17 protein-coding genes are annotated in these 18,167 nt (G+C 66.1%); 11 read left to right on the top strand and 6 right to left on the bottom strand.

Translation table 11 applies throughout. From position 1 onward, the window contains the following. Positions 1 to 47 precede the first annotated feature (47 nt). A complete protein-coding gene (locus QH948_RS10855) occupies positions 48 to 1,556 on the bottom strand; it encodes a DNA recombination protein RmuC (protein WP_281144402.1) in 1,509 nt (502 codons plus the stop codon). A gap of 90 nt (positions 1,557 to 1,646) precedes the next feature. On the opposite strand from QH948_RS10855, the gene QH948_RS10850 reads away from it, so the two are divergent. The 10 genes from QH948_RS10850 (at position 1,647) to QH948_RS10805 (ending at position 13,623) form a co-directional block, all read left to right on the top strand. Next, the gene (locus QH948_RS10850) at positions 1,647 to 2,909 is read left to right on the top strand and encodes a M18 family aminopeptidase (RefSeq protein ID WP_281144401.1); all 1,263 of its coding nucleotides are present in this window, start codon (positions 1,647 to 1,649) and stop codon (positions 2,907 to 2,909) included. 209 nt (positions 2,910 to 3,118) lie between these two features. Then, positions 3,119 to 3,592 carry a MarR family winged helix-turn-helix transcriptional regulator gene (locus QH948_RS14240; RefSeq protein ID WP_438874094.1) on the top strand — a complete coding sequence of 158 codons (474 nt, stop codon included), beginning with the start codon at positions 3,119 to 3,121 and terminating at the stop codon, positions 3,590 to 3,592. 5 nt (positions 3,593 to 3,597) lie between these two features. After that, complete coding sequence (locus QH948_RS10840; protein ID WP_438874093.1) at positions 3,598 to 4,020, top strand: organic hydroperoxide resistance protein; 423 nt, start codon at positions 3,598 to 3,600, stop codon at positions 4,018 to 4,020. A gap of 85 nt (positions 4,021 to 4,105) precedes the next feature. Continuing rightward, complete coding sequence (ychF, locus tag QH948_RS10835; RefSeq protein WP_281144399.1) at positions 4,106 to 5,200, top strand: redox-regulated ATPase YchF; 1,095 nt, start codon at positions 4,106 to 4,108, stop codon at positions 5,198 to 5,200. Between the two features lie 130 nt (positions 5,201 to 5,330). After that, the gene (locus tag QH948_RS10830; RefSeq protein WP_281144398.1) at positions 5,331 to 7,277 is read left to right on the top strand and encodes a site-specific DNA-methyltransferase; all 1,947 of its coding nucleotides are present in this window, start codon (positions 5,331 to 5,333) and stop codon (positions 7,275 to 7,277) included. Between the two features lie 6 nt (positions 7,278 to 7,283). Beyond that, positions 7,284 to 9,662, top strand: coding sequence for a DEAD/DEAH box helicase (locus tag QH948_RS10825; protein ID WP_281144397.1), 2,379 nt, complete (start codon positions 7,284 to 7,286; stop codon positions 9,660 to 9,662). Between the two features lie 306 nt (positions 9,663 to 9,968). Further along, positions 9,969 to 11,453, top strand: coding sequence for an ApeA N-terminal domain 1-containing protein (locus tag QH948_RS10820; protein WP_281144396.1), 1,485 nt, complete (start codon positions 9,969 to 9,971; stop codon positions 11,451 to 11,453). 537 nt (positions 11,454 to 11,990) lie between these two features. Further along, positions 11,991 to 12,356, top strand: a complete 366-nt coding sequence (locus QH948_RS10815) for a TIR domain-containing protein (RefSeq protein WP_281144395.1) — start codon at positions 11,991 to 11,993, stop codon at positions 12,354 to 12,356. Positions 12,357 to 12,358: 2 nt separating this feature from the next. Then, positions 12,359 to 13,339 (top strand): caspase family protein, encoded by a 981-nt coding sequence (locus QH948_RS10810; RefSeq protein WP_281144394.1) that lies wholly within the window; start codon positions 12,359 to 12,361, stop codon positions 13,337 to 13,339. Beyond that, a complete protein-coding gene (locus QH948_RS10805; protein ID WP_281144393.1) occupies positions 13,339 to 13,623 on the top strand; it encodes a hypothetical protein in 285 nt (94 codons plus the stop codon). The genes QH948_RS10810 and QH948_RS10805 overlap by 1 nt, the downstream gene beginning before the upstream one ends. 681 nt (positions 13,624 to 14,304) lie before the next feature. On the opposite strand, the gene QH948_RS10800 is transcribed toward QH948_RS10805, so the two are convergent. From QH948_RS10800 to QH948_RS10785, 4 genes are all read right to left on the bottom strand, one after another. Then, positions 14,305 to 14,739: a hypothetical protein gene (locus QH948_RS10800; RefSeq protein ID WP_281144392.1), complete on the bottom strand. Its 435-nt coding sequence runs from the start codon at positions 14,737 to 14,739 to the stop codon at positions 14,305 to 14,307. Between the two features lie 144 nt (positions 14,740 to 14,883). Next, a complete protein-coding gene (locus QH948_RS10795) occupies positions 14,884 to 16,125 on the bottom strand; it encodes an IS256 family transposase (RefSeq protein ID WP_281144391.1) in 1,242 nt (413 codons plus the stop codon). A gap of 304 nt (positions 16,126 to 16,429) precedes the next feature. After that, a complete protein-coding gene (locus QH948_RS10790) occupies positions 16,430 to 16,699 on the bottom strand; it encodes a tetratricopeptide repeat protein (protein WP_281144390.1) in 270 nt (89 codons plus the stop codon). A gap of 252 nt (positions 16,700 to 16,951) precedes the next feature. Beyond that, on the bottom strand, positions 16,952 to 17,371 hold the full coding sequence (locus tag QH948_RS10785) for a GNAT family N-acetyltransferase (protein WP_281144389.1): 420 nt from the start codon (positions 17,369 to 17,371) through the stop codon (positions 16,952 to 16,954). 79 nt (positions 17,372 to 17,450) lie between these two features. Here QH948_RS10785 and QH948_RS10780 point away from each other — a divergent pair, with 79 nt between their 5' ends. Next, positions 17,451 to 17,918, top strand: a complete 468-nt coding sequence (locus QH948_RS10780) for a GNAT family N-acetyltransferase (RefSeq protein ID WP_281144388.1) — start codon at positions 17,451 to 17,453, stop codon at positions 17,916 to 17,918. On the opposite strand, the gene QH948_RS10775 is transcribed toward QH948_RS10780, so the two are convergent. Next, positions 17,893 to 18,099, bottom strand: a complete 207-nt coding sequence (locus QH948_RS10775; protein ID WP_281144387.1) for a hypothetical protein — start codon at positions 18,097 to 18,099, stop codon at positions 17,893 to 17,895. The two genes, QH948_RS10780 and QH948_RS10775, sit on opposite strands and share 26 nt — an antisense overlap. Positions 18,100 to 18,167 lie beyond the last annotated feature (68 nt).

The following is an 18,167-nucleotide window of genomic DNA, read 5'->3' as shown; positions in this document are numbered from 1 at the left end:
GGACGTCATTCTTGCCGCTGCCTGGGCGCCGCGCCACCTCTCGACGATCAGGCCCCGGCCTGTTCGATGCCGCGCAGCTGCTGCGGGGCGCGCACATCCAGGTCCGAATCGTCGGCATTGAGCAGTCCGCGCTCTCGTTCCCGTTCCTCCGCGTAGTTGATCATCTCGGTGACGGCCAGCTGACGCGTCGACTCCGTGATGGGATCGAGCTCGCCGAGTTCCTCGTCGGTCACCTGGAGGTCACGGAATCGCCTGGCCTGGACCATCACGCGGGTCTCGAGGGTAGCCACTGCGCTGTTGTAGCTCTTCACCGTCGCGGTGAGCGAGCGGCCGAGCTTGTCGAAATGGGAGCCGAGCGTGGCCAGCCTCTTGTAGAGCTCGCGCCCCAGCGCGGAGATCTCCTGAGCCGTCGTGGCTAGCGCCACCTGCTTCCAGCCGTTGGCGACCACCTGCAACATCGGGATCAGCAGGCCGGGGCTCGACAGCACGATGTGTTTGCGCGTGGCGTACTCGTGGAGGTCGGGCAGCTGTTCGAGCGCCAGGCGGTAGATCTCGTCAGACGGCAGATACAGCACGACGAACTCGGGCGACCCCAGGTCCAGCTGCCAGTAGCCCTTGGCGGAGAGCTGGTCGATGTGGGTGCGAACGTGGCGGGCGAAGCGCGCGAAATGTTCGCGCTGTTCGGCCTCGTCGGCAGTGTTGTAGGCATCGAGGGCTGCCTGCAGGGGAGCCTTGGAATCGACGAAGATGACCTTGTCGCTGGGCAGGTTGACGCGGAGATCGGGGCGGAACGGCCCCTCCTCGGACTGGTAGGTGGTCTGCGTGTCGAAGTCGCAGCGTTCCGACAGCCCCGAGATCTCGACGATCCTGCGGAGCGACTGCTCGCCCCACGCGCCGCGGACCTGCGGCGTGCGGAGCGCGTTGCTCAGCGTCGTGGTCTCCCGGCGGATGGCCTCGCCGGACTCGCGCACGACCTTCACCTGCTCGCCCAGCTCCGCCGCCATGCGGGCGCGGGTGGTCTCCACAGTCTGCAGCTTCTCCTGCATCTGCCTGAGCCCGTCGGTCAGCGGGGCGACGAGCTGCTCGGTGGCCTTCAGTCGCTGCTCTGCGGCCGCGTCGGCCTGCTTGCCCTGGCGCTCCAGCGACTCGGCGGACAGCACCTTGAACTGGTTCAGGAGCGTCTCGCGGTCGGCGGCCTGCTCGGCGGCCTTCTCGCGGGCCGCGTCCCGCTCCGCCGTCAGCGCGGCGACTTTTGCCGCGACGCGCGAGGTCTCGGCGTGCGCCTCCGCCACGAGCCGCCGGGCCTCCTCCGCCAGTGTCCTGAGATCAGCCTTGTCTGCCAGGTGCTGCGCGATCTCGGCTTTGACAATGGCCGACTCCTCGCGTGCGCGGCTTGCCTCGGCGCGGGCGGTGGCCGCGTCCTGGCGCGCGTCGGTCAGCGCCCGAGCATCCGGCTCGGCGGCGGTGCCCGACTGCCCCCGCCGGCCGAACAGGAATCCGCCCACGGCGCCGATGATGAGGGTGAGCAGCGCGATCACGATGGTCAGTGCGTCCATGTCTCTCAGCTTTGCAGGCCCGTCCGACAATTCCTGAACGGCACACCGCGGAGGAGGGGTGCCAGCCGGCGGGGGTCTAGCCTTGGGGCCATGCTCGGAACTGCCCTCGATCACATCGACGACCTTGCCGACTTCGTGTCGGTCTCGCCCACCAGCTACCACGCAGCCGATCAGATTGCCGTGAGGCTGCGGCTCGCAGGTTTCGAAGAGGTCGACCCGACCCGCCCCTTCGCCAACGTGACCGGCCGACGCTTCGTCCTGCGTGAGGGCGCCGTCATTGCCTGGCTGGCCCCCGAGACGCTGAGCGCAGAGACGGGGTTCCGCATTGTCGGCACCCACACCGATTCCCCCGCCTTCAAGGTCAAGCCAGGGCCGCTGCTGCGCTCGGCGGGGTGGACGGGAATCGGGGTCGAGATCTACGGCGGGCCGCTCATCAACTCGTGGCTCGACAGGGACCTCGGCCTCGCTGGGCGCATCGTCACCCGCGACGGGCAGGCGCACCTCGTGCGGACCGGCCCGATCGCGCGCATTCCGCAGCTCGCCATCCATCTCGACCGCAGCGCCAACGACGGGCTGAAGCTCGACCGCCAGGCCCACACGCAGCCGATCGTCGCCCTCGACCTCAAGCAGCCGCTGCTCGAGACGCTGTGCGCGCTCGCCGGCGTGGCGGTGGAGGACGCCGTCGCGACCGATTTGTTCACCTTCGACACCCAGCGGCCGTCGGTCATCGGCGTCGAGCGCGAGTTCTTCGCCTCGGCGCGACTGGACAACCTGTTGTCGACGCATGCGGCCCTGACCGCCATGGAGTCGCTGACAGCCACCGATGACGTGGCGGTATTCGCAGCCTTCGACCACGAGGAGGTCGGCTCCGCGACGGCGACCGGCGCGGCCGGGCCGATTCTCGGTGACGTGCTCGAACGCATTGCCGCGGGTTACGGGCTCGGCCTCGACGAGACCCGCGCCATGTACGCGCGGTCCTCCTGCGTCTCCGCCGACTGCGGACACGTCGTCCACCCGAACTACGCGGGCAAGCATGATCCGGTGAACCAGCCGCTTCCCAACAGTGGACCGCTGCTGAAGATCAACGCCAGCCAGCGCTACGCCACCGACGCCATCGGCACGGCCATCTGGGTCAACGCGTGTGAGAAGGCCGGGGTGCCGACGCAGCCCTTCGTCTCCAACAACGACGTCCCCTGTGGGTCGACGATCGGCCCCATCACGGCGACCAGGCTCGGCATCAGGACCGTCGACGTCGGCGCCGGGCTGCTGAGCATGCACTCTGCCCGCGAGATGTGTGGCGTCGAGGACCCGTGGTTCACCGCGCGCGCCATGGAGGCCTACTGGGCGGGCTGACCCTCGGCGGTCGGCGGTCGGCGGTCGGAGCCTGCCGTGGCCATCCCCTCCAGACGCCAACGAAGTAGACAGACGCCAACGGTATACACGCGAATACCGTTGGCGTCTGTCTACTTCGTTGGCGTCCGCGGGAGGGGTGGGATGCGCGTGGGGGAGACCACGCGGCGAGAACGATTGTGCACAACTGAATTGTGTGCAATACTTCTGATGTGGCAACAGTTGACCAGATGCTCTGCTTCGCGCTCTACTCCGCGAGTCGCGCGACGACCCAGGCGTACCGTCGCCTGCTCGAGCCTTGGGGGCTGACGTACCCGCAGTACTTGGTGCTCGTCGAGCTCTGGGACCGCGGGGAACTGTCGGTCCGTGAGCTGGGCGACGACCTCGGCCTCGACTCGGGGACCCTCTCGCCGCTGCTCAAGCGGATGGAGGCCGCCGGGTTCGTGACGCGGACCCGCCGAACCGACGACAACCGGATTGTCGTCGTCGCACCCACCCCGCGTGCCGAGGAGCTCCGCACCGAGATGCTCGTCGTCCCGACTGAACTCATCCGCTGCACCGGCGTGACCTCCGACGGGATCGCCGACCTCGTCGGACGACTCCACGAGCTCACTGACAGGCTCGCAACCGCCACGACCAACGACTCATCGGAACTGCAGACCGCGGCTCCGTCGAACGAAAGGTGACCACCATGCAGGCCATTTACACCATCGAGGCCCTCGCCACCGGCGACGGGCGCAACGGCCACGTCGCATCCACCGACGGGCTGGTCAACACCGACGTGCGTGTCCCCAAGGAGATGGGCGGCACGGGCGGCGCCCCGAACCCCGAGATGCTGTTCGCCGCCGGCTACGCCGCCTGCTTCCACAGCGCGCTGCAGGCCGTCGCCCGCGCGCAGAAGGTCGCGATTCATGACACCTCCGTCGGCGCCCGCGTCGGCATCGGCTCCAACGGCCAGGGCGGCTTCCAGCTCGCCGTCGACCTCGAGGTCGTCATCCCCGACCTGCCCAGGGAGCAGGCCCAGGCGCTGGCCGACGCCGCCCACCAGGTGTGCCCCTACTCCAACGCGACCCGCGGCAACATCGAGGTCAACGTCACCGTCTCCGACGACTGACCCCTCGCCCCGCGCCACCGGCCATGCCGGGTCCACCGACCCGGCATGGCCGGTTCCGTGTCCACGGACGGTAAGCTGTCCCCTCGTGGCACTCACTATCGGAATCGTCGGCCTCCCCAACGCCGGCAAGTCGACCCTGTTCAACGCGCTGACCCGCAACGACGTCCTCGCGGCGAACTACCCGTTCGCGACGATCGAGCCGAACGTCGGCGTCGTCGGCGTCCCCGACGAGCGCCTCCCCGCACTCGCGAAGGTCTTCAACTCCGAGCGCATCGTGCCCGCGACCGTGAGCTTCGTCGACATCGCCGGCATCGTGAAGGGCGCCTCGCAGGGCGAGGGCATGGGCAACGCCTTCCTCGCCAACATCCGCGAGGCCGACGCCATCTGCCAGGTCACCCGCGTGTTCGACGACGAGGACGTCACCCACGTCGACGGCAAGGTCGACCCCGCGAGCGACATCGACACCATCACCACCGAGCTGATCCTCGCCGACCTCGCCACCGTCGAGAAGGCGCTGCCGCGCATCGAGAAGGAGGCGCGGATCAAGAAGGAGTCGCAGCCCAAGGCCGAGGCCTTCAAGGAGGCGAAGGACGTCCTCGAGTCCGGCAAGGGCGTCCGCGCCGCCGGCCTCGACCTCGAGCCCCTCTACGAGCTGCACCTACTCACCGCGAAGCCCTACCTGTACGTCTTCAACTGCGACCAGGACGAGCTGGCCGACGAGGACCTGAAGGCCAGGATGCGCGATCTCGTCGCGCCCAACGAGGCGATCTTCCTCGACGCGAAGTTCGAGTCCGAGCTCGTCGAGATGGATGAGGACGAGGCCCGCGACTTCCTGGCCGAGATGGGCGTCGAGGAGCCCGGTCTGGACGTGCTGGCCCGCGTCGGCTACGACACGCTCGGCCTGCAGAGCTACCTGACCGCCGGCCCCAAGGAGGCGCGTGGCTGGACCATCAGGAAGGGCGCCACCGCGCCCGAGGCCGCCGGCGTCATCCACACGGACTTCCAGAAGGGCTTCATCAAGGCCGAGGTCGTCGGCTTCGAGGATCTCGTCGCGGCCGGCTCGATGGCCGCCGCCAAGTCCGCGGGCAAGGTCCGCCTCGAGGGCAAGGACTACGTCATGGCCGACGGCGACGTGGTGGAGTTCCGTACTGGATTAACTTCTGGCGCTAGTAAGAAATGACCGCCCGCTTCTGCGCGGCCCCCAATGTCGGTGGTCGCTGCTTCACTTTTCGCGGTGCCTCAACGGGGCGGCGGAATGCCGCGTGCTCTGCCGTGCTCACCCACCGCTTTGAACCAACAGGGAGCATGCCGTGGACGACGTGACAGAACTCCAATCTCTGCCCATCGAGCAGCTGATCGAGATGATCCGCGAGAAAACCGGTGCGGGCGTCAACCTTTCCTTCCCCGGCAAGGTGCTGGCACGCCAGCTCGGCCGTCGTGTCCGTCCTCGGAACCAGCGCACGGTCAAGTCGTTGAGCGCCGGTGATGAGCATGGGCGATCGCGGAACCTGATCATCGAGGGCGACAACCTCCAGGCGCTGGCGTCGCTGTACCGGGAGCGCGGCCAGATCGACATGATCCTGACCGATCCGCCTTACAACACGGGTGGCGACTTCCGCTACAACGACAAGTGGGACAAGGACCCCAACGACCCCGACATGGGCGAGTTCGTGGGGAGCGACGACCCCGCGAAGCACACCAAGTGGATGAAGTTCATGTACCCGCGACTCCAAATGATGCGGGCGATGCTCAAGCACTCCGGTGTCCTCGCAATCTGCATCGACAGCCGCGAGCTGTTTCACCTCGGCCAGATGCTCGACGAGCTGTTCGGTGAGGAAAATCGCCTAGCAATCATCAACTGGCAGAAGTCCTACTCCCCGCGCTCCGACAACCGCCACGTGTCGACTGCGACCGAGTACGTCCTGGTCTACGCCAAGGACGAGCGGCTCGCGAAGACAGGGCTGCAGCCGCGCACAGCGACCATGGACGCACGCTACCGCAACCCGGACGGCGACGACCGCGTATGGAAGGGCGAGAACTTCTCCGGGCCCAAGGCCTTCACCCACCAGGGCATGGTCTACGGTATCCAGTCCCCGTTCACCGGCGAGGTCCACTACCCGCCGGCAGGCAAGTGCTGGCGCGCGCCGCAGTCGGACGCGCTGCGCTGGCTCTCCGAATGGGGCGTTGAGTACGAGCTCCGCGAGGTGGACGATGCGGCGACCCGAGCAGCGATCATCGGAGTCGCTGCCGGCGACGTCCGCAAAGTCCGGGCCGTGATGATCAAGTCGGACCTCGATGACGCCAGGCAGGCGGCCGAGGAGCGTCGGGAGTCCGGCCACTGGCCAAGGCTCGTCTTCGGTCTGGACGGCCAGGGTCGTCCGCAGCAGAAGAAGTACCTCGAAGACGTAAAGCAGGGCCGCGTGCCCATGACGTACTGGGCCGACGACGACGTCGCCGAGCCCGACGTGCTCGGCGACGTCTCGTGGGACCACGAGGAATCCGGTCACAGCCAGGCCGGAGTCAATGAGCTGACGGCGATCGTTGGTGCAGGCCACGGTTTCGAGACCGTAAAGCCGATGAAGCTCATGACGAAGCTCATCCAGATCTGGTGTCCGCCGACCGGCACCGTCCTCGACCCCTTCGCAGGCTCTGGCACGACCGCCCACGCCGCGCTCAAGCTCAACCACGACCAGGGATCCGGCCGTCGCTTCATCCTGATCGAGCAGGGGCGGCCGGAGAGCGGGGACTCGTACGCGAAGACTCTGACCGTCGACCGGCTCCGACGGGTCATCGACGGAGGATGGGCGAAGAAGAAGCACGCACCGCTGGGCGGCGGGTTCACCTTCAAGACACTTGAGAAGAAGGTCGACGCCAAGACGCTCCTACTGATGGAGCGCGACGAGATGATCGATACCGTGATCGCCTCGCACTCCAGCACCGGCAGCCGGCGCAACGCGGTGCTCATCCCGCTCGGGGACGACGATGAGCCGTACAAGTACCTCGTCGCGAAGAACGCCAGCAACGAAGGCATCTTCCTCGTCTGGTCCGGGGCGGGATCGAATACCGACTTGACCGAAGAGGCGTATGAGGAGATCGCCGAGGAGGCCGAGTCTGCCAAGCTCGCCGACGTCTACCACGTCTACAGCCGCCGAAATCTCATCGTTACCGACGACGTGATCTGGTACCAGATCCCCGACCGGATCCTGTCGGACTTCGGCCTCGACATCCGCACCGAATCCTTCACCGAGGAGGGGTGACCATTGGTGATCGAGCTCTTCCAGTTCCAGCAGGACGCGGCCTCGCAGATGGCCGACCGCTACGCCGAGTACAGCGCCGAGCCGATTCCGTACGGCCGCGGGGCCAAGCGCCGGGACGTGCCGTTCTACCAGGCGCTCTCATCGATCACGGGCTCCGGGAAGACAGCGATCCTGGCGCAGGCGGTCAGCGAGATCGCGGCGCTGTCTGAGATCCCACCAGTCGTCCTGTGGCTGTCCAAAGGCAAGGTCGTAGTCCAGCAAAGCTACGCAAACCTCGCGGACGGCGGCAAGTACAACCACCTCCTCCCCGACATCACGGTGCGTCTGCTAAGCGACTACGCGCCGGACGACGTCGCCAACTCGACGGAAGCGCTGCTCTATTTCGCGACGGTCGGCACCTTCAACCAGCGCGACCGCGAGAACAGCAACCTCCGGATCTTCGCGCTCGACACCGACGACATCGAGTCCACGCGTTGGGAAGCCCTTAAGGTCCGCGAGACCGCGGACGGCAGAAAGCGGCCGCTCGTGGTCGTCTACGACGAGGCGCAGAACCTCAGCGATCAGCAGACGTTGCTGCTGCTCGAGCAACAGCCCGCTGTGTTCTTGCTCGCGAGCGCGACCCTCCGGTTCCCCGCGCAGTTCGACGCTGAGGTCATTCAGCCCCTGAGGCAGCAGGGCGAGTACCGCGACGAGGACCTGATCACCTCTGTGAAGTCCTCCACGGTGGTCGCGTCCGGGCTGGTCAAGGGGATGATCTCACTCGACGGCCTCAACGCGCCGATGGAGGAGACCGTCGGAGAGATGCTTTCCGACATGCGGGAGGCGGAGGCCGACGCACGGGCCGAGGGGCTGAACTTCTCACCGAAGGCGATCTACGTCTGCAACACCAATATTCTCGCGCATGACGCCAGCCAGACCGACGATCCGAAGCAGCCCTTCGACCAGCGGCAGGCACCGCCGATCCTCATCTGGCGCTATCTCACGGAGCAGTGCGGAGTCCCGGCAGAAGAGGTCGCGGTGTACGCCGACCTCAAGACGCATAAGGACTTCCCCCTGCCGGCCGACTTCACGCTCTACAGCGGGGGAGAGCGCGACTACGAGGACTTCGTCGAGGGCGACTACCGGCACATCATCTTCAACCAGACGCTGCAGGAGGGGTGGGACGACCCCAGCGTCTACTTCGCCTACGTCGACCGGACGATGGAATCCTCGGTGCAGATCACGCAGGTGGTCGGGCGCGTGCTGCGCCAGCCCGGCGCGACGCACTACCAGTCGGACCGGCTGAATACTGCGCACTTCTACGTGCGTGTGGACCGGAACGACTCATTCGCCCAGGTGGTCGAAGAGGTGCGCCGCGGACTTGGCGGAGACGCACCGGAGGTCCGCATCCTCACCTCCCCGCCCGGGACGGAGGAGCCCGTGAGCATCGCTCCGAAGGAGCATCTGACTGTGCCGCGCACGGCGATTGACAACGTTCCGACCCTAGAGCCGGTTGAGAAGGTGCTCGCCAAGGTGCACGACTACTCGCACGATTCTGTGAACACTCGGGGCGTGGGACGCCGCCGCACCGTGCAGCAGACCATCGGCGCAGGCGAGGCGGTGGAATCGGAATGGGTCGACTTCGAGCAGTCGAACCGTGTCAACGCTCGATGGGCCTTCCGTCGCGAAGTCGCGCGCCGCTACCGCCCGGCCCTGATGGTCATGAACACGGACACCCAGAAGTTCGACGCGAAGGTCGGCGTCGGCAGCAATGCCTACGAGGGGCTGCGAGACAGTGCGGCGGACGCGGTCGATGAGTACCTCCGGTACGCCGTAATCAAGCAACTCAAGCCGAAGCCATACGTGATCGGCAGCACGCTGGTACGCCGCGGCTCGATGGAGATGTTCAAGAACGCACTTCACGAGGGGTACGACGATTTGCGGCCATTCGAGCTGCGGTTCGCGCGTGCGCTCGACGAGACGGGGCTGACGTGGGCGCGCAACCGTTCACAGACGGGCTACAAGATTCCGCTGATCTCCCTTGGGCAGACGGTCTGGTTCTTCCCGGACTTCCTCATCTGGGCCGGCGACACCGTGCTGTGCATCGACACCAAAGGCAACCACATCGTGGAGGGCGATGCCCGTCGCAAGCTCCTTGCGATCCAGCCCCACAAGGACGTCCCGACGACGATGGAGGTCAAGTTTGTCACCGAAGGGACCTGGAAGACCGACGGCACGCCTGACGGCAAGGACGGGTACTCCGTCTGGGAACTCGGCAACGGAAGAGACCTTCGGACACTGCCGCACGACGATTTGCAGTCGGTCGCAAGGTCCTTTGTTGTTGACATGACTTGGCCCTCTGACGTCGCGGTTGAGCTTTCCGGGCAGCAGCAGGACCGTACCTGAAAGAGGGTGGTGACCGACAATCCACTCAGCCTCGACGAAGCTGGCGAGCGGGCTGGCCTGTGATTGCTGCCGGACGACCCCGACGGTCAAGTCCCAGGCATCCGCTGGGACAACGCCGAAGGTAGCCCCTCGCTGTGAACGATCGGTGTTCCCAATGACCACTTCACCTCGACCCCGCTCCCGAGGTGACGACGTACCACCAGGACACCAGGATGTGGGATGTCATCGACGGCGTGCATTGCGGGTGTGGAGTTCCGTAGCGGACTAACGTCTGGTGGGAAGAACTAGTCGCCACGGGAGAGAGCGATGACTAACGATCCTCTGAATCTCGATGAGGCAGGCGAGTGGGCTGGCCTGTGGTGGCTGCCGGACGACCCTGGCAAGCAGATCCCAGGCATCCTGCGGTACGACGGTGAGGGCAGCCTCTCGCTCGCTCTGATCGGTGCATTCGAGGACCGCATCACCTCCAATCCTGCCCCTGGGGTAACGGCCTACCACGAGGGCGGCAGGACGTGGGACGTCATCCACGGCGTGGCCGGGCAACGTGAGGTCACACTCCTAGGCTGCGTCCCCAGCAGCGGGAAACGGACCATTTTCGCGAGAGTGAAGAGCCCCGACACACAGACCGTGACGGCTACGATTGCGATCATCGGGGCTCACGTCAGCGGTGAAGAGGAGGCGGCGTTCTCGGTGGCCGAGGTTTCGGTCGAGGACTTGGGGCTCTGGGCTGCATCGTCCGTGTTCGAGGGCTTCCTCGGCGCTTCCGAAGGCAAGATCGACGGGACCGGGACCATCTCCGTGAAGCCGGTCGAGGCGCAGTCGGTGATAGTCGATGGCACAGAGTATCGCCTCGTGCACACTCACACCCTGCCGTTCTTTGACCAGCGCAAGAGCGGAACCGTCGGGCGCATGCGGGACACGGCCTCCGTCCGTGTCTGCCGGGCCGAACCGTTCACCCTGAGTGCCGCGCTGAAGGCGGCGAGCCTGATACAGGACCTGATTGCCTTGGCAACGCACCGCGCCGCTGGCGTGGTTTGGCTCCAGCTGGAGGTTGCCGGGACCGAGTCGGTCCTGGCGAACGGTCAGCCTTTGCCGCGCCGGCGCGCCGACGTGCTCTACTCGCCCGTAGCGCTCGGCAAGCACGACGCGAAGGCTGTTGACCCTCGCCGCGTGTTCTTCACGTGTGAGTCGCTCCCGTTCGAGGACGTCGTGCCCCGGTGGTGCGAGGCGCATGGCCGACTGCAGGCAGCGACCAACATGATCCTGGGTCTGCGCTATGCGCCGGCGCGCTTCATCGAGAATAACCTCCTGACGGCAGTGGGCGCTGCCGAGGTTCTGCACCGCGGCCTCCGAATAGATGAGAAGCCGTTCCCCAAGGCGGTGTTCACGGCGATGCGCGACGCGATGCTTGGGCAGGTGCCCGAGGAGCACCGAGACAGGTTCAAGGGGGCGATCAGAAACGATCCGACGCTCCGGGACCGGCTTCACGCCCTCGCCGCTCGACCCGATAAGGAAGCCATTGCGCAGCTTGTGCCGGACCTCAACCATTGGGCGAGGCGGACGACGCGGGCCCGTAATGACCTCGCACACGAGGGCCGGACGCCTAACCATTCCATCGACGAGCTGATCGCCATCGTTGAGACCACGACCGCCGTCGTGATCCTCAACGTCTTGCACGAGCTTGGATTGCCGGCAGAGCGGCAGCGCCAGATCGTGCGAGAGCACCCGCAGCTGCGGGCGGTCTCCCAGGCAGCGAGTGAGCGTCTGGTGGCTCTAGGGTCCAACACCTGAGCGACGCAGACGCCGTAGTTCCCCGCATGCAGCCGGGCGACCTCCAGCACGAGGAGATCGTCGCGCAGCCGACGGCCGACGCCGCATCCGCGACGCCCGCACATGTATCTCCTACGAGTGCTTCCTGTTCATCAAGCCCGTCCTTGCTGAAGTCGGAGCGAAGGTCAGGCCGATTCAACGTGCCCGTGCTGGCCGCTGAGGAGCCCGCCGAGGCGTTCCTCGACAGCGACCCTGAATACCCGGCGCGCCACCGTCGAGCCGCTGGCCACCGCGCCTGATATCCTCGCCGCGCGGCTCGAAGTCAACCCCGTGATCGATGGAGAGAAGCGCGTCAACCCGAGGCTTATCGAGAGCGTCGACATCGACATCTCCTTCGGCGACCAGCTCGGCGACGCGGCGTAGGACCGACACTCCGTCCGTCGACATCCTTCAGGTCGTGAGGTCCTCTCGTCTCTGTTGGTGTCCCAACTGTCAGTGGCCCTCTATACCCTTGACGCAAGGCCGACAAGCGGCCAGTTCAACGCCAAGAGGTGCACCGTGACCAAGACCATCTTCATCGCTTTCGCCATCGAGGACGAGCGCCAGCGCGACTTCCTCAAGGGCCAGTCCCTCCACCCGCGGTCGCCGTACGAATTCATCGACATGTCCGTCAAGGAGCCGTACCAGTCCGAGTGGAAGGAGAAAGTACGCACGCGCATCAAGCGATCGCACGGCGTGATCGTCCTGGTCAGCAAGAACTCGCTCACGTCCAGCGGGCAGAAGTGGGAGATCCAGTGCGCCAAGGAAGAGGGCAAGCCGATCCGCGGCATCTGGGCCTACAGCAGCGATCGCACCAACCTGCCGGGCGTCACCACGTACCCCTGGACTGACGCGAACATCGCCGGGTTCATCGACTCCCTGTGACCATGCGCAAAGCCCTCATCGTCGGGATCGACTACTACGACACGATCGGCTCGCTGTCGGGCGCGGTCAACGATGCCCACAGCGTCAAGAGCGTCCTCGCACGCCACGCGGACGGCACGGTGAACTTCATGCAGCCCAAGTTGATGGCGGCCGCGGGGAACGAGACCGCCATCTCCCGCACAGAACTCCGGGGGGCGGTGGAGGAACTGTTCCGTGACAACGCGGACATCTCGCTCTTCTACTTCTCAGGTCACGGCTACATCGACAGCGCCGGCGGCTTCCTGTGCGCCAGTGACTGCGCGAGCGGCCACGACGGCCTCGCACTCAGCGAGATCATGGCGTTCGCCAGCAATTCCCCCGCCAAGAACAAGATCATCATCTTGGACTGCTGCCACGGCGGCGTAGCAGGCGACAGTTCGACCTCGCCCTCGATGGCCGAGATCAAGGACGGAGTGACGATTCTGACGGCGTCCACTGCCGACCAGTACGCAATGGAGTCCGGCGGATCAGGCGTGTTCACCAACCTGCTGGTGGATGCGCTGAACGGGGCAGCGGCCAACCTCGTCGGCGACATCACGCCCGGCAGCGTCTACGCCCACGTCGACCAGTCCCTGGGGCCATGGAACCAGCGACCCGTCTTTAAGACGAATGTCGAGAGGTTCGTCTCGTTGAGGAAGGCGGACGCACCGATCCAGCTCCCCGACCTCCAGAAGCTGACGTCGCTGTTTGAGTACCCGTCGACCCAGCTTCGCCTTGACCCTTCCTACGAACCGGAACGGAGCGGAGCTGAACCCGAGGGGACGCCACCTCCAGACCCGGCAAAGAACGCCGACTTCGCAGTGCTGCAAGACCTGATGAAGGTCAACCTCGTGCGGCCCGTTGACGCACCCCACATGTGGCACGCGGCGATGCAGTCCAAGGCCTGCGAGCTGACGGTGCTCGGCCAGCACTACTGGAACCTCGTGGACAAGGACCTCATCTGATGCCTACTGATTCGCAGGTACTCGCCGCCCTCCGGGACCCCGACCTCCTTGATCGCCTCGCGGGCGCCGAGCACGAGCGGTGGGCGCACTGGCAGCGCTACGTCCACGACCAGTGTGAGCGACGCGAGGACGGTTCCTTGGTCATACCGACACACCTTGTTGACCGTTGGGAGCACCAGATCGCAACACCATATGCCGACCTGTCGGAGGCGGAGAAGGAGAGTGACAAGGACCAGGTGCGCCGCTACTTGCCCATCATCGCCGAGGCGCTTGGCACTCCTTAGCGCTGCCGCCGTCCACGTGTGCACACACGCCCCCTTGGTGGGAGCCCCGGCCATCGATGGAGGCTCTCGTGCTGGGTCGGCCCGCCCCGATAGTCGTGCACGCTGACGGCCGAGGAAAAAGGTCGGGCCCACGACGGTAGGCAGCGAGAAGTCCAGTGCGAGGAATCGCAATTCTGGGGAGGGGTTCTACACCGCACTCACAGAAATCGAGGCGGAGGTGAAGCACTGTCAAGGTCAGCTCCGCGGCAACGTGGTCTTCTTCACTCTGAGTTGAGGCAGGTCATCGTCACCAGCTGCTCCGGGTCACTGATCACGGATTACCGGGCGAGCGACTGCTGCTGTGCAGGGTTCGGGCATCGTCGATGAGTCCGGCGTTCCACGAGCGCATTCCAGGAGTCAGTCGTGAGCAGTGTGGGGGTCCATCATCGTGGGATGGATACTCCCGTAGCGGCCTCGGGCCGGTGCGCCGTGACGCTGTCAATCCGGCTGGTGAGTTCCGGTTCAACATCTGAACGATTGGCCAATTGACCTGCGGAAACACTCGCTGATGACCCACTGATGACCCGTTTGACAGCCGCTCATAGGTCCTCAGGCCACGTCGTCGAGTTCCGCTTCAACGTGTGACCTGCCGCTTCTGCGTGCATCGCCCCGGTCGTCGATGACGGCCGGGGCGTTCGTCTTCTACCGGGTTCGTGGGTAGTCGAGCGTCAGCAGCATGTCGTCGCGGATGGCGCGCAGGATCGTCTCGTCGAGTTCGCCGATCTGGATGCCGCGCGATCGCTGCGGGGTGATGACATCGTTTCCGGGGCTCCACGCGCGGAGCACGGCGATGCGGGAGACGTGCGGGCCATGATCGGGTAGTTCGCGAAGCCAGCCGAGCCAGCGTTCCGCGCTGATCTCATCCTCGCACGCAGGATCGGCCCGCCGGCCGATCAGCGAGTCGCAGTCGCACATGCGTGTTGTCAGGGTGAAGACGCGCGAAGAGCCGCGCACACGGCTCGAGCCGATGCTCATCTCTTCGGCGACGGGCGCGACGCCGAGCCGTTCCGTGGTGAATCGCTGGAACTCGGTGGTGAAGGCCGCGGCGTTCACCGCCCAGAGATTGATCGCGCACATGGACGCCCACGCTATCGGCTCGGAGGGGCGTGGCCCCACAATAAGCGCGCCGCGGAGGTGGACAGCGAGTCGGGATACTGAGACTTGATGAAGGGCGGAGAGCCGTGGGTCAAGTCCAGTGGAGTGGTGTAGCGGTTCCTTCGTCTAGGCGGTGAGGGCGAGGGGTTCGGTCACCTCCTCAACGGCGTTGGTGATGGTGCTGAGTCGGCATCGTGCGAGGACGTCGAGGCCCAGGTAGCGGCGCCCTTCTGCCCACTCATCGGTCTGCTCGGCCAAGACAGCGCCGACGAGGCGGATGATCGCTTCCCGGTTGGGGAAGATCCCGACCGCGTCGGTGCGGCGGCGGATCTCACGGTTCAGGCGTTCGGCGGGGTTGTTCGACCAGATCTGGGTCCACACGTCCTTGGGGAAGCCGGTGAACGCGAGCACGTCTGCCCGGGCGGCTTCGAGGTGCTCTGCAACCTCGGGTAGCTTCTCGGCGGTGTAGTCGAGCAGACGGTCGAACTGCGCCTGGACCGACTTTTTGTCGGGTTGGTCATAGACCGAATGGAGCATCGCTTTGACCGCGGGCCACATGCTCTTCGGGGTCACGGACATCAGGTTCGCGGCGTAGTGGGTTCGGCAGCGCTGCCAGGACGCGCCAGGCAGGTTCGCCGCGATCGCCTCCACCAGCCCGGCGTGGGCATCGCTGGTGACCAGTCGGACCCCCGCAAGGCCGCGGGCCACCAGATCGGCGAAGAACGTGTTCCACGCCGGTTTGGTCTCGGAGGTGACGACCTGCAGGCCCAGGACCTCGCGGTGTCCGTCGCCGTTGACGCCGGTGGCGACGAGGACCACGGCGTTGATCACGCGTCCGCCTTCGCGGACCTTCATCGTCAACGCGTCAGCTGCAACAAACGTGAACGGCCCGGCCTCGCCCAGGGGGCGGTGCCGGAACTGCGCTACGTGTTCGTCGAGGTCGGCGGCCATGCGTGAGACCTGTGACTTCGACAGGCCGTCGATGCCCAGGGTCTTGACGAGTTCGTCCATCCGACGAGTACTGACGCCGGCGAGGTAGCAGTCAGCGATCACCGTGATCAGGGCCGCTTCGGCTCGTTTGCGGCGCTCCAGCAGCCACTCGGGAAAGTAGCTGCCGGAGCGCAGCTTCGGGACGGCCACGTCGATGGTGCCGACGCGGGTGTCCAGCGGACGGTGGCGGTAGCCGTTGCGCTGCGCGACCCGCTCGGTTGAGGGCTGTCCCCATTCGGCGCCGCACACGGCGTCGGCATCGGCCGAGAGGAGGGCGTTGATCATGTTCTGCAGCAGCTGGCGCATCATGTCCGGAGAGGCTTCGGTCAGCAGGTTGCCCAGCACGCGGGCGGGGTCGACAATGTGAGGAGCGGTCATCGTGGTTGATTTCCTTTGAGAGAGCTTTGGTAGGTGAACTCGAAGGATCCCACGGTGACCGCCCTGCCGTCATCGACGGCCACGGCCACTGTGGGGGCTACACCACTCTAGGGGGCTCTACTGAGCCGTGGAGGTCCTGCGGGAAGGGATGCATAGCGAATGGCTCTGGTGGCAACAGATGGCTGTACGTACCGGAATGCGGCAGATGGCTGTACGTACCGGAATGCGGCGGAGTTCCGCGTCAACGTTTGGCCGATTCGTCTGACGTTGCAGACTCGGTGAGTGCGGCGGCGTAGTTGTGCATCTAGCGCTGGTAGCGCGGCAGTGTGTCTATCTGTGCCTCGATCGCGACCCGGAGGGCTTCGTCCTTGCGTCCAGCACTGTGGAGAGCCAGAGAGAGCCCGACACGAGGCGCGGAGCCCGTCGTTGCGTGCATCGGGGCGGCTTGTAGCACGGCGATTGCCTCGTCGAGGCGGCCAAAAATGCGGAGTGTCGATCTATACTGGACGGCGAGCTGTGCATGCCTGTCGTGGTTTCCGAGACCGCCGACGGCCAGACCGTGCTCGTCTACCACGCGCGCACCTACACCGAACTCGCCGGGAACCCGCTCTGGGAGCCGAACCGTCAGGCCTGTGCCCAGATCCTGCCGTTCGACAGGGAGGAGAACCCCATCTGGGGCGCCCCGATCCCGCTGACGCGACCGGCCCCCGACGTCGGTCGACGTCCTCGGCCCCGACGGCAGCTTCTGACACCAGGGCCCCGTCCCACCCCGACGCCCGGCACGGTGGGACGGGCCGGGACGAGGGTGGGGGTGGGACTGGGTCGGTCAGCTGGACTTCAGGAACGCCCGCAGCGGGTGCTCGAGGATGCCGATGTCGCGGAAGCCCATCTGCTGGTAGAATTCGCTCTGGCGGGACCGTTCATCGGTGAGGAGCACCTTCCGCCGCACGCCCGCGTAGGGCTCGAAGACGCGTTCGAACAGGGCACGCCCCAGACCCGCGTGGCGGTGCGAGGGTGCGACCAGGATGTCCTGCAGGAACACGACCGTCAGTCCGTCGCCGACGACGCGGGCCAGCCCCACGAGTCGGCCGTCCTCGCGCGCGCAGACGACCCGGAGCGACCGGCGCAGCGCGTCCTGCAGCCTCGACGGCTCCCGGGTGTACATGTTCCACCCGACGCTTCTGTAGAGCTCCACGAGTTCGGCCGCCGCCGGAAGATCATGGTCTGGCAGCTCGATGTCTCCCATGGAGGCGAGCATATGGCCTCACCTATTCGCACCAGGGCCGGCGACGAGGGCGGGTGGCCGACTAGGGGATGATTGTCGCGTGACGATCGAGATCACAGACTACCGTCCACGGGATGCGGCACTCACGCGTGACCTGTTCCAGGCAGCGATCCGCGGGACCGCCTCACGGGACTACACGCCCGAGCAGGTGGCGGTGTGGTCACGCGTGGACGACCTCGGGCCGTGGAACGACAACCGGATGAAGTCGCACTGCCTTGTCGCCCGCATCGGGGACGAGCCAGCCGGATTCACAGAGATCGACGGCGACGCCTACCTCAACATGATGTTCGTGGACCCTCGCTTCGCGGGTAGCGGAGTGGCGACGGCGTTGCTGCAGGCCGCGATCAGCCTTGTGGATCCGACGGTGACCGTCACCGCCCACGCGAGCCTCACCGCCCGGCAGTTCTTCGAGGCCCGCGGCTTCCGCGTCGTCGCCGAGCACCACCCCGTGATCAGAGGCGTGCAACTCACGAACTTCTCGGTCAGCCTCGCGCCTCGCGAGAAATGACCGGCAGCAGGTATGCCGTCGACACCCACTGGATCGTCGCGATCTGCACGCCGAGGTCCGCGGCCAGCGACGTGAGAGCGACGTTGACGATCGTCGAGTCGAAGATCGGCGCGAGGCCACCGACGATCAACGTGATCGACGTGAGCCACTGGGCCCGTGTCAGCGTCGGGGCATCGGACATCCACCCTGCCCGGATACAGGCGCCAGCCTCACCGAGGGCTGAACCCGACCGCCAACCGACGAGTTCGG

This window comes from Tessaracoccus lacteus, from assembly GCF_029917005.1.
GTDB classification, from domain to species: domain Bacteria; phylum Actinomycetota; class Actinomycetes; order Propionibacteriales; family Propionibacteriaceae; genus Arachnia; species Arachnia lactea.
The sequence above is the reverse complement of the archived record's forward strand: the minus strand, read 5'-3'. Positions and strand labels throughout refer to the sequence as shown.

What these genes read in the sequence shown, in the direction of transcription:
- QH948_RS10855 (WP_281144402.1), bottom strand. Translation starts at nt 1,556, where the DNA reads ATGGACGCACTGACCATCGTGATCGCGCTGCTCACCCTCATCATCGGC.
- QH948_RS10850 (WP_281144401.1), top strand. Translation starts at nt 1,647, where the DNA reads ATGCTCGGAACTGCCCTCGATCACATCGACGACCTTGCCGACTTCGTG.
- QH948_RS10840 (WP_438874093.1), top strand. Translation starts at nt 3,598, where the DNA reads ATGCAGGCCATTTACACCATCGAGGCCCTCGCCACCGGCGACGGGCGC.
- QH948_RS10820 (WP_281144396.1), top strand. Translation starts at nt 9,969, where the DNA reads ATGACTAACGATCCTCTGAATCTCGATGAGGCAGGCGAGTGGGCTGGC.
- QH948_RS10810 (WP_281144394.1), top strand. Translation starts at nt 12,359, where the DNA reads ATGCGCAAAGCCCTCATCGTCGGGATCGACTACTACGACACGATCGGC.
- QH948_RS10805 (WP_281144393.1), top strand. Translation starts at nt 13,339, where the DNA reads ATGCCTACTGATTCGCAGGTACTCGCCGCCCTCCGGGACCCCGACCTC.
- QH948_RS10800 (WP_281144392.1), bottom strand. Translation starts at nt 14,739, where the DNA reads ATGTGCGCGATCAATCTCTGGGCGGTGAACGCCGCGGCCTTCACCACC.
- QH948_RS10795 (WP_281144391.1), bottom strand. Translation starts at nt 16,125, where the DNA reads ATGACCGCTCCTCACATTGTCGACCCCGCCCGCGTGCTGGGCAACCTG.
- QH948_RS10785 (WP_281144389.1), bottom strand. Translation starts at nt 17,371, where the DNA reads ATGGGAGACATCGAGCTGCCAGACCATGATCTTCCGGCGGCGGCCGAA.
- QH948_RS10775 (WP_281144387.1), bottom strand. Translation starts at nt 18,099, where the DNA reads ATGTCCGATGCCCCGACGCTGACACGGGCCCAGTGGCTCACGTCGATC.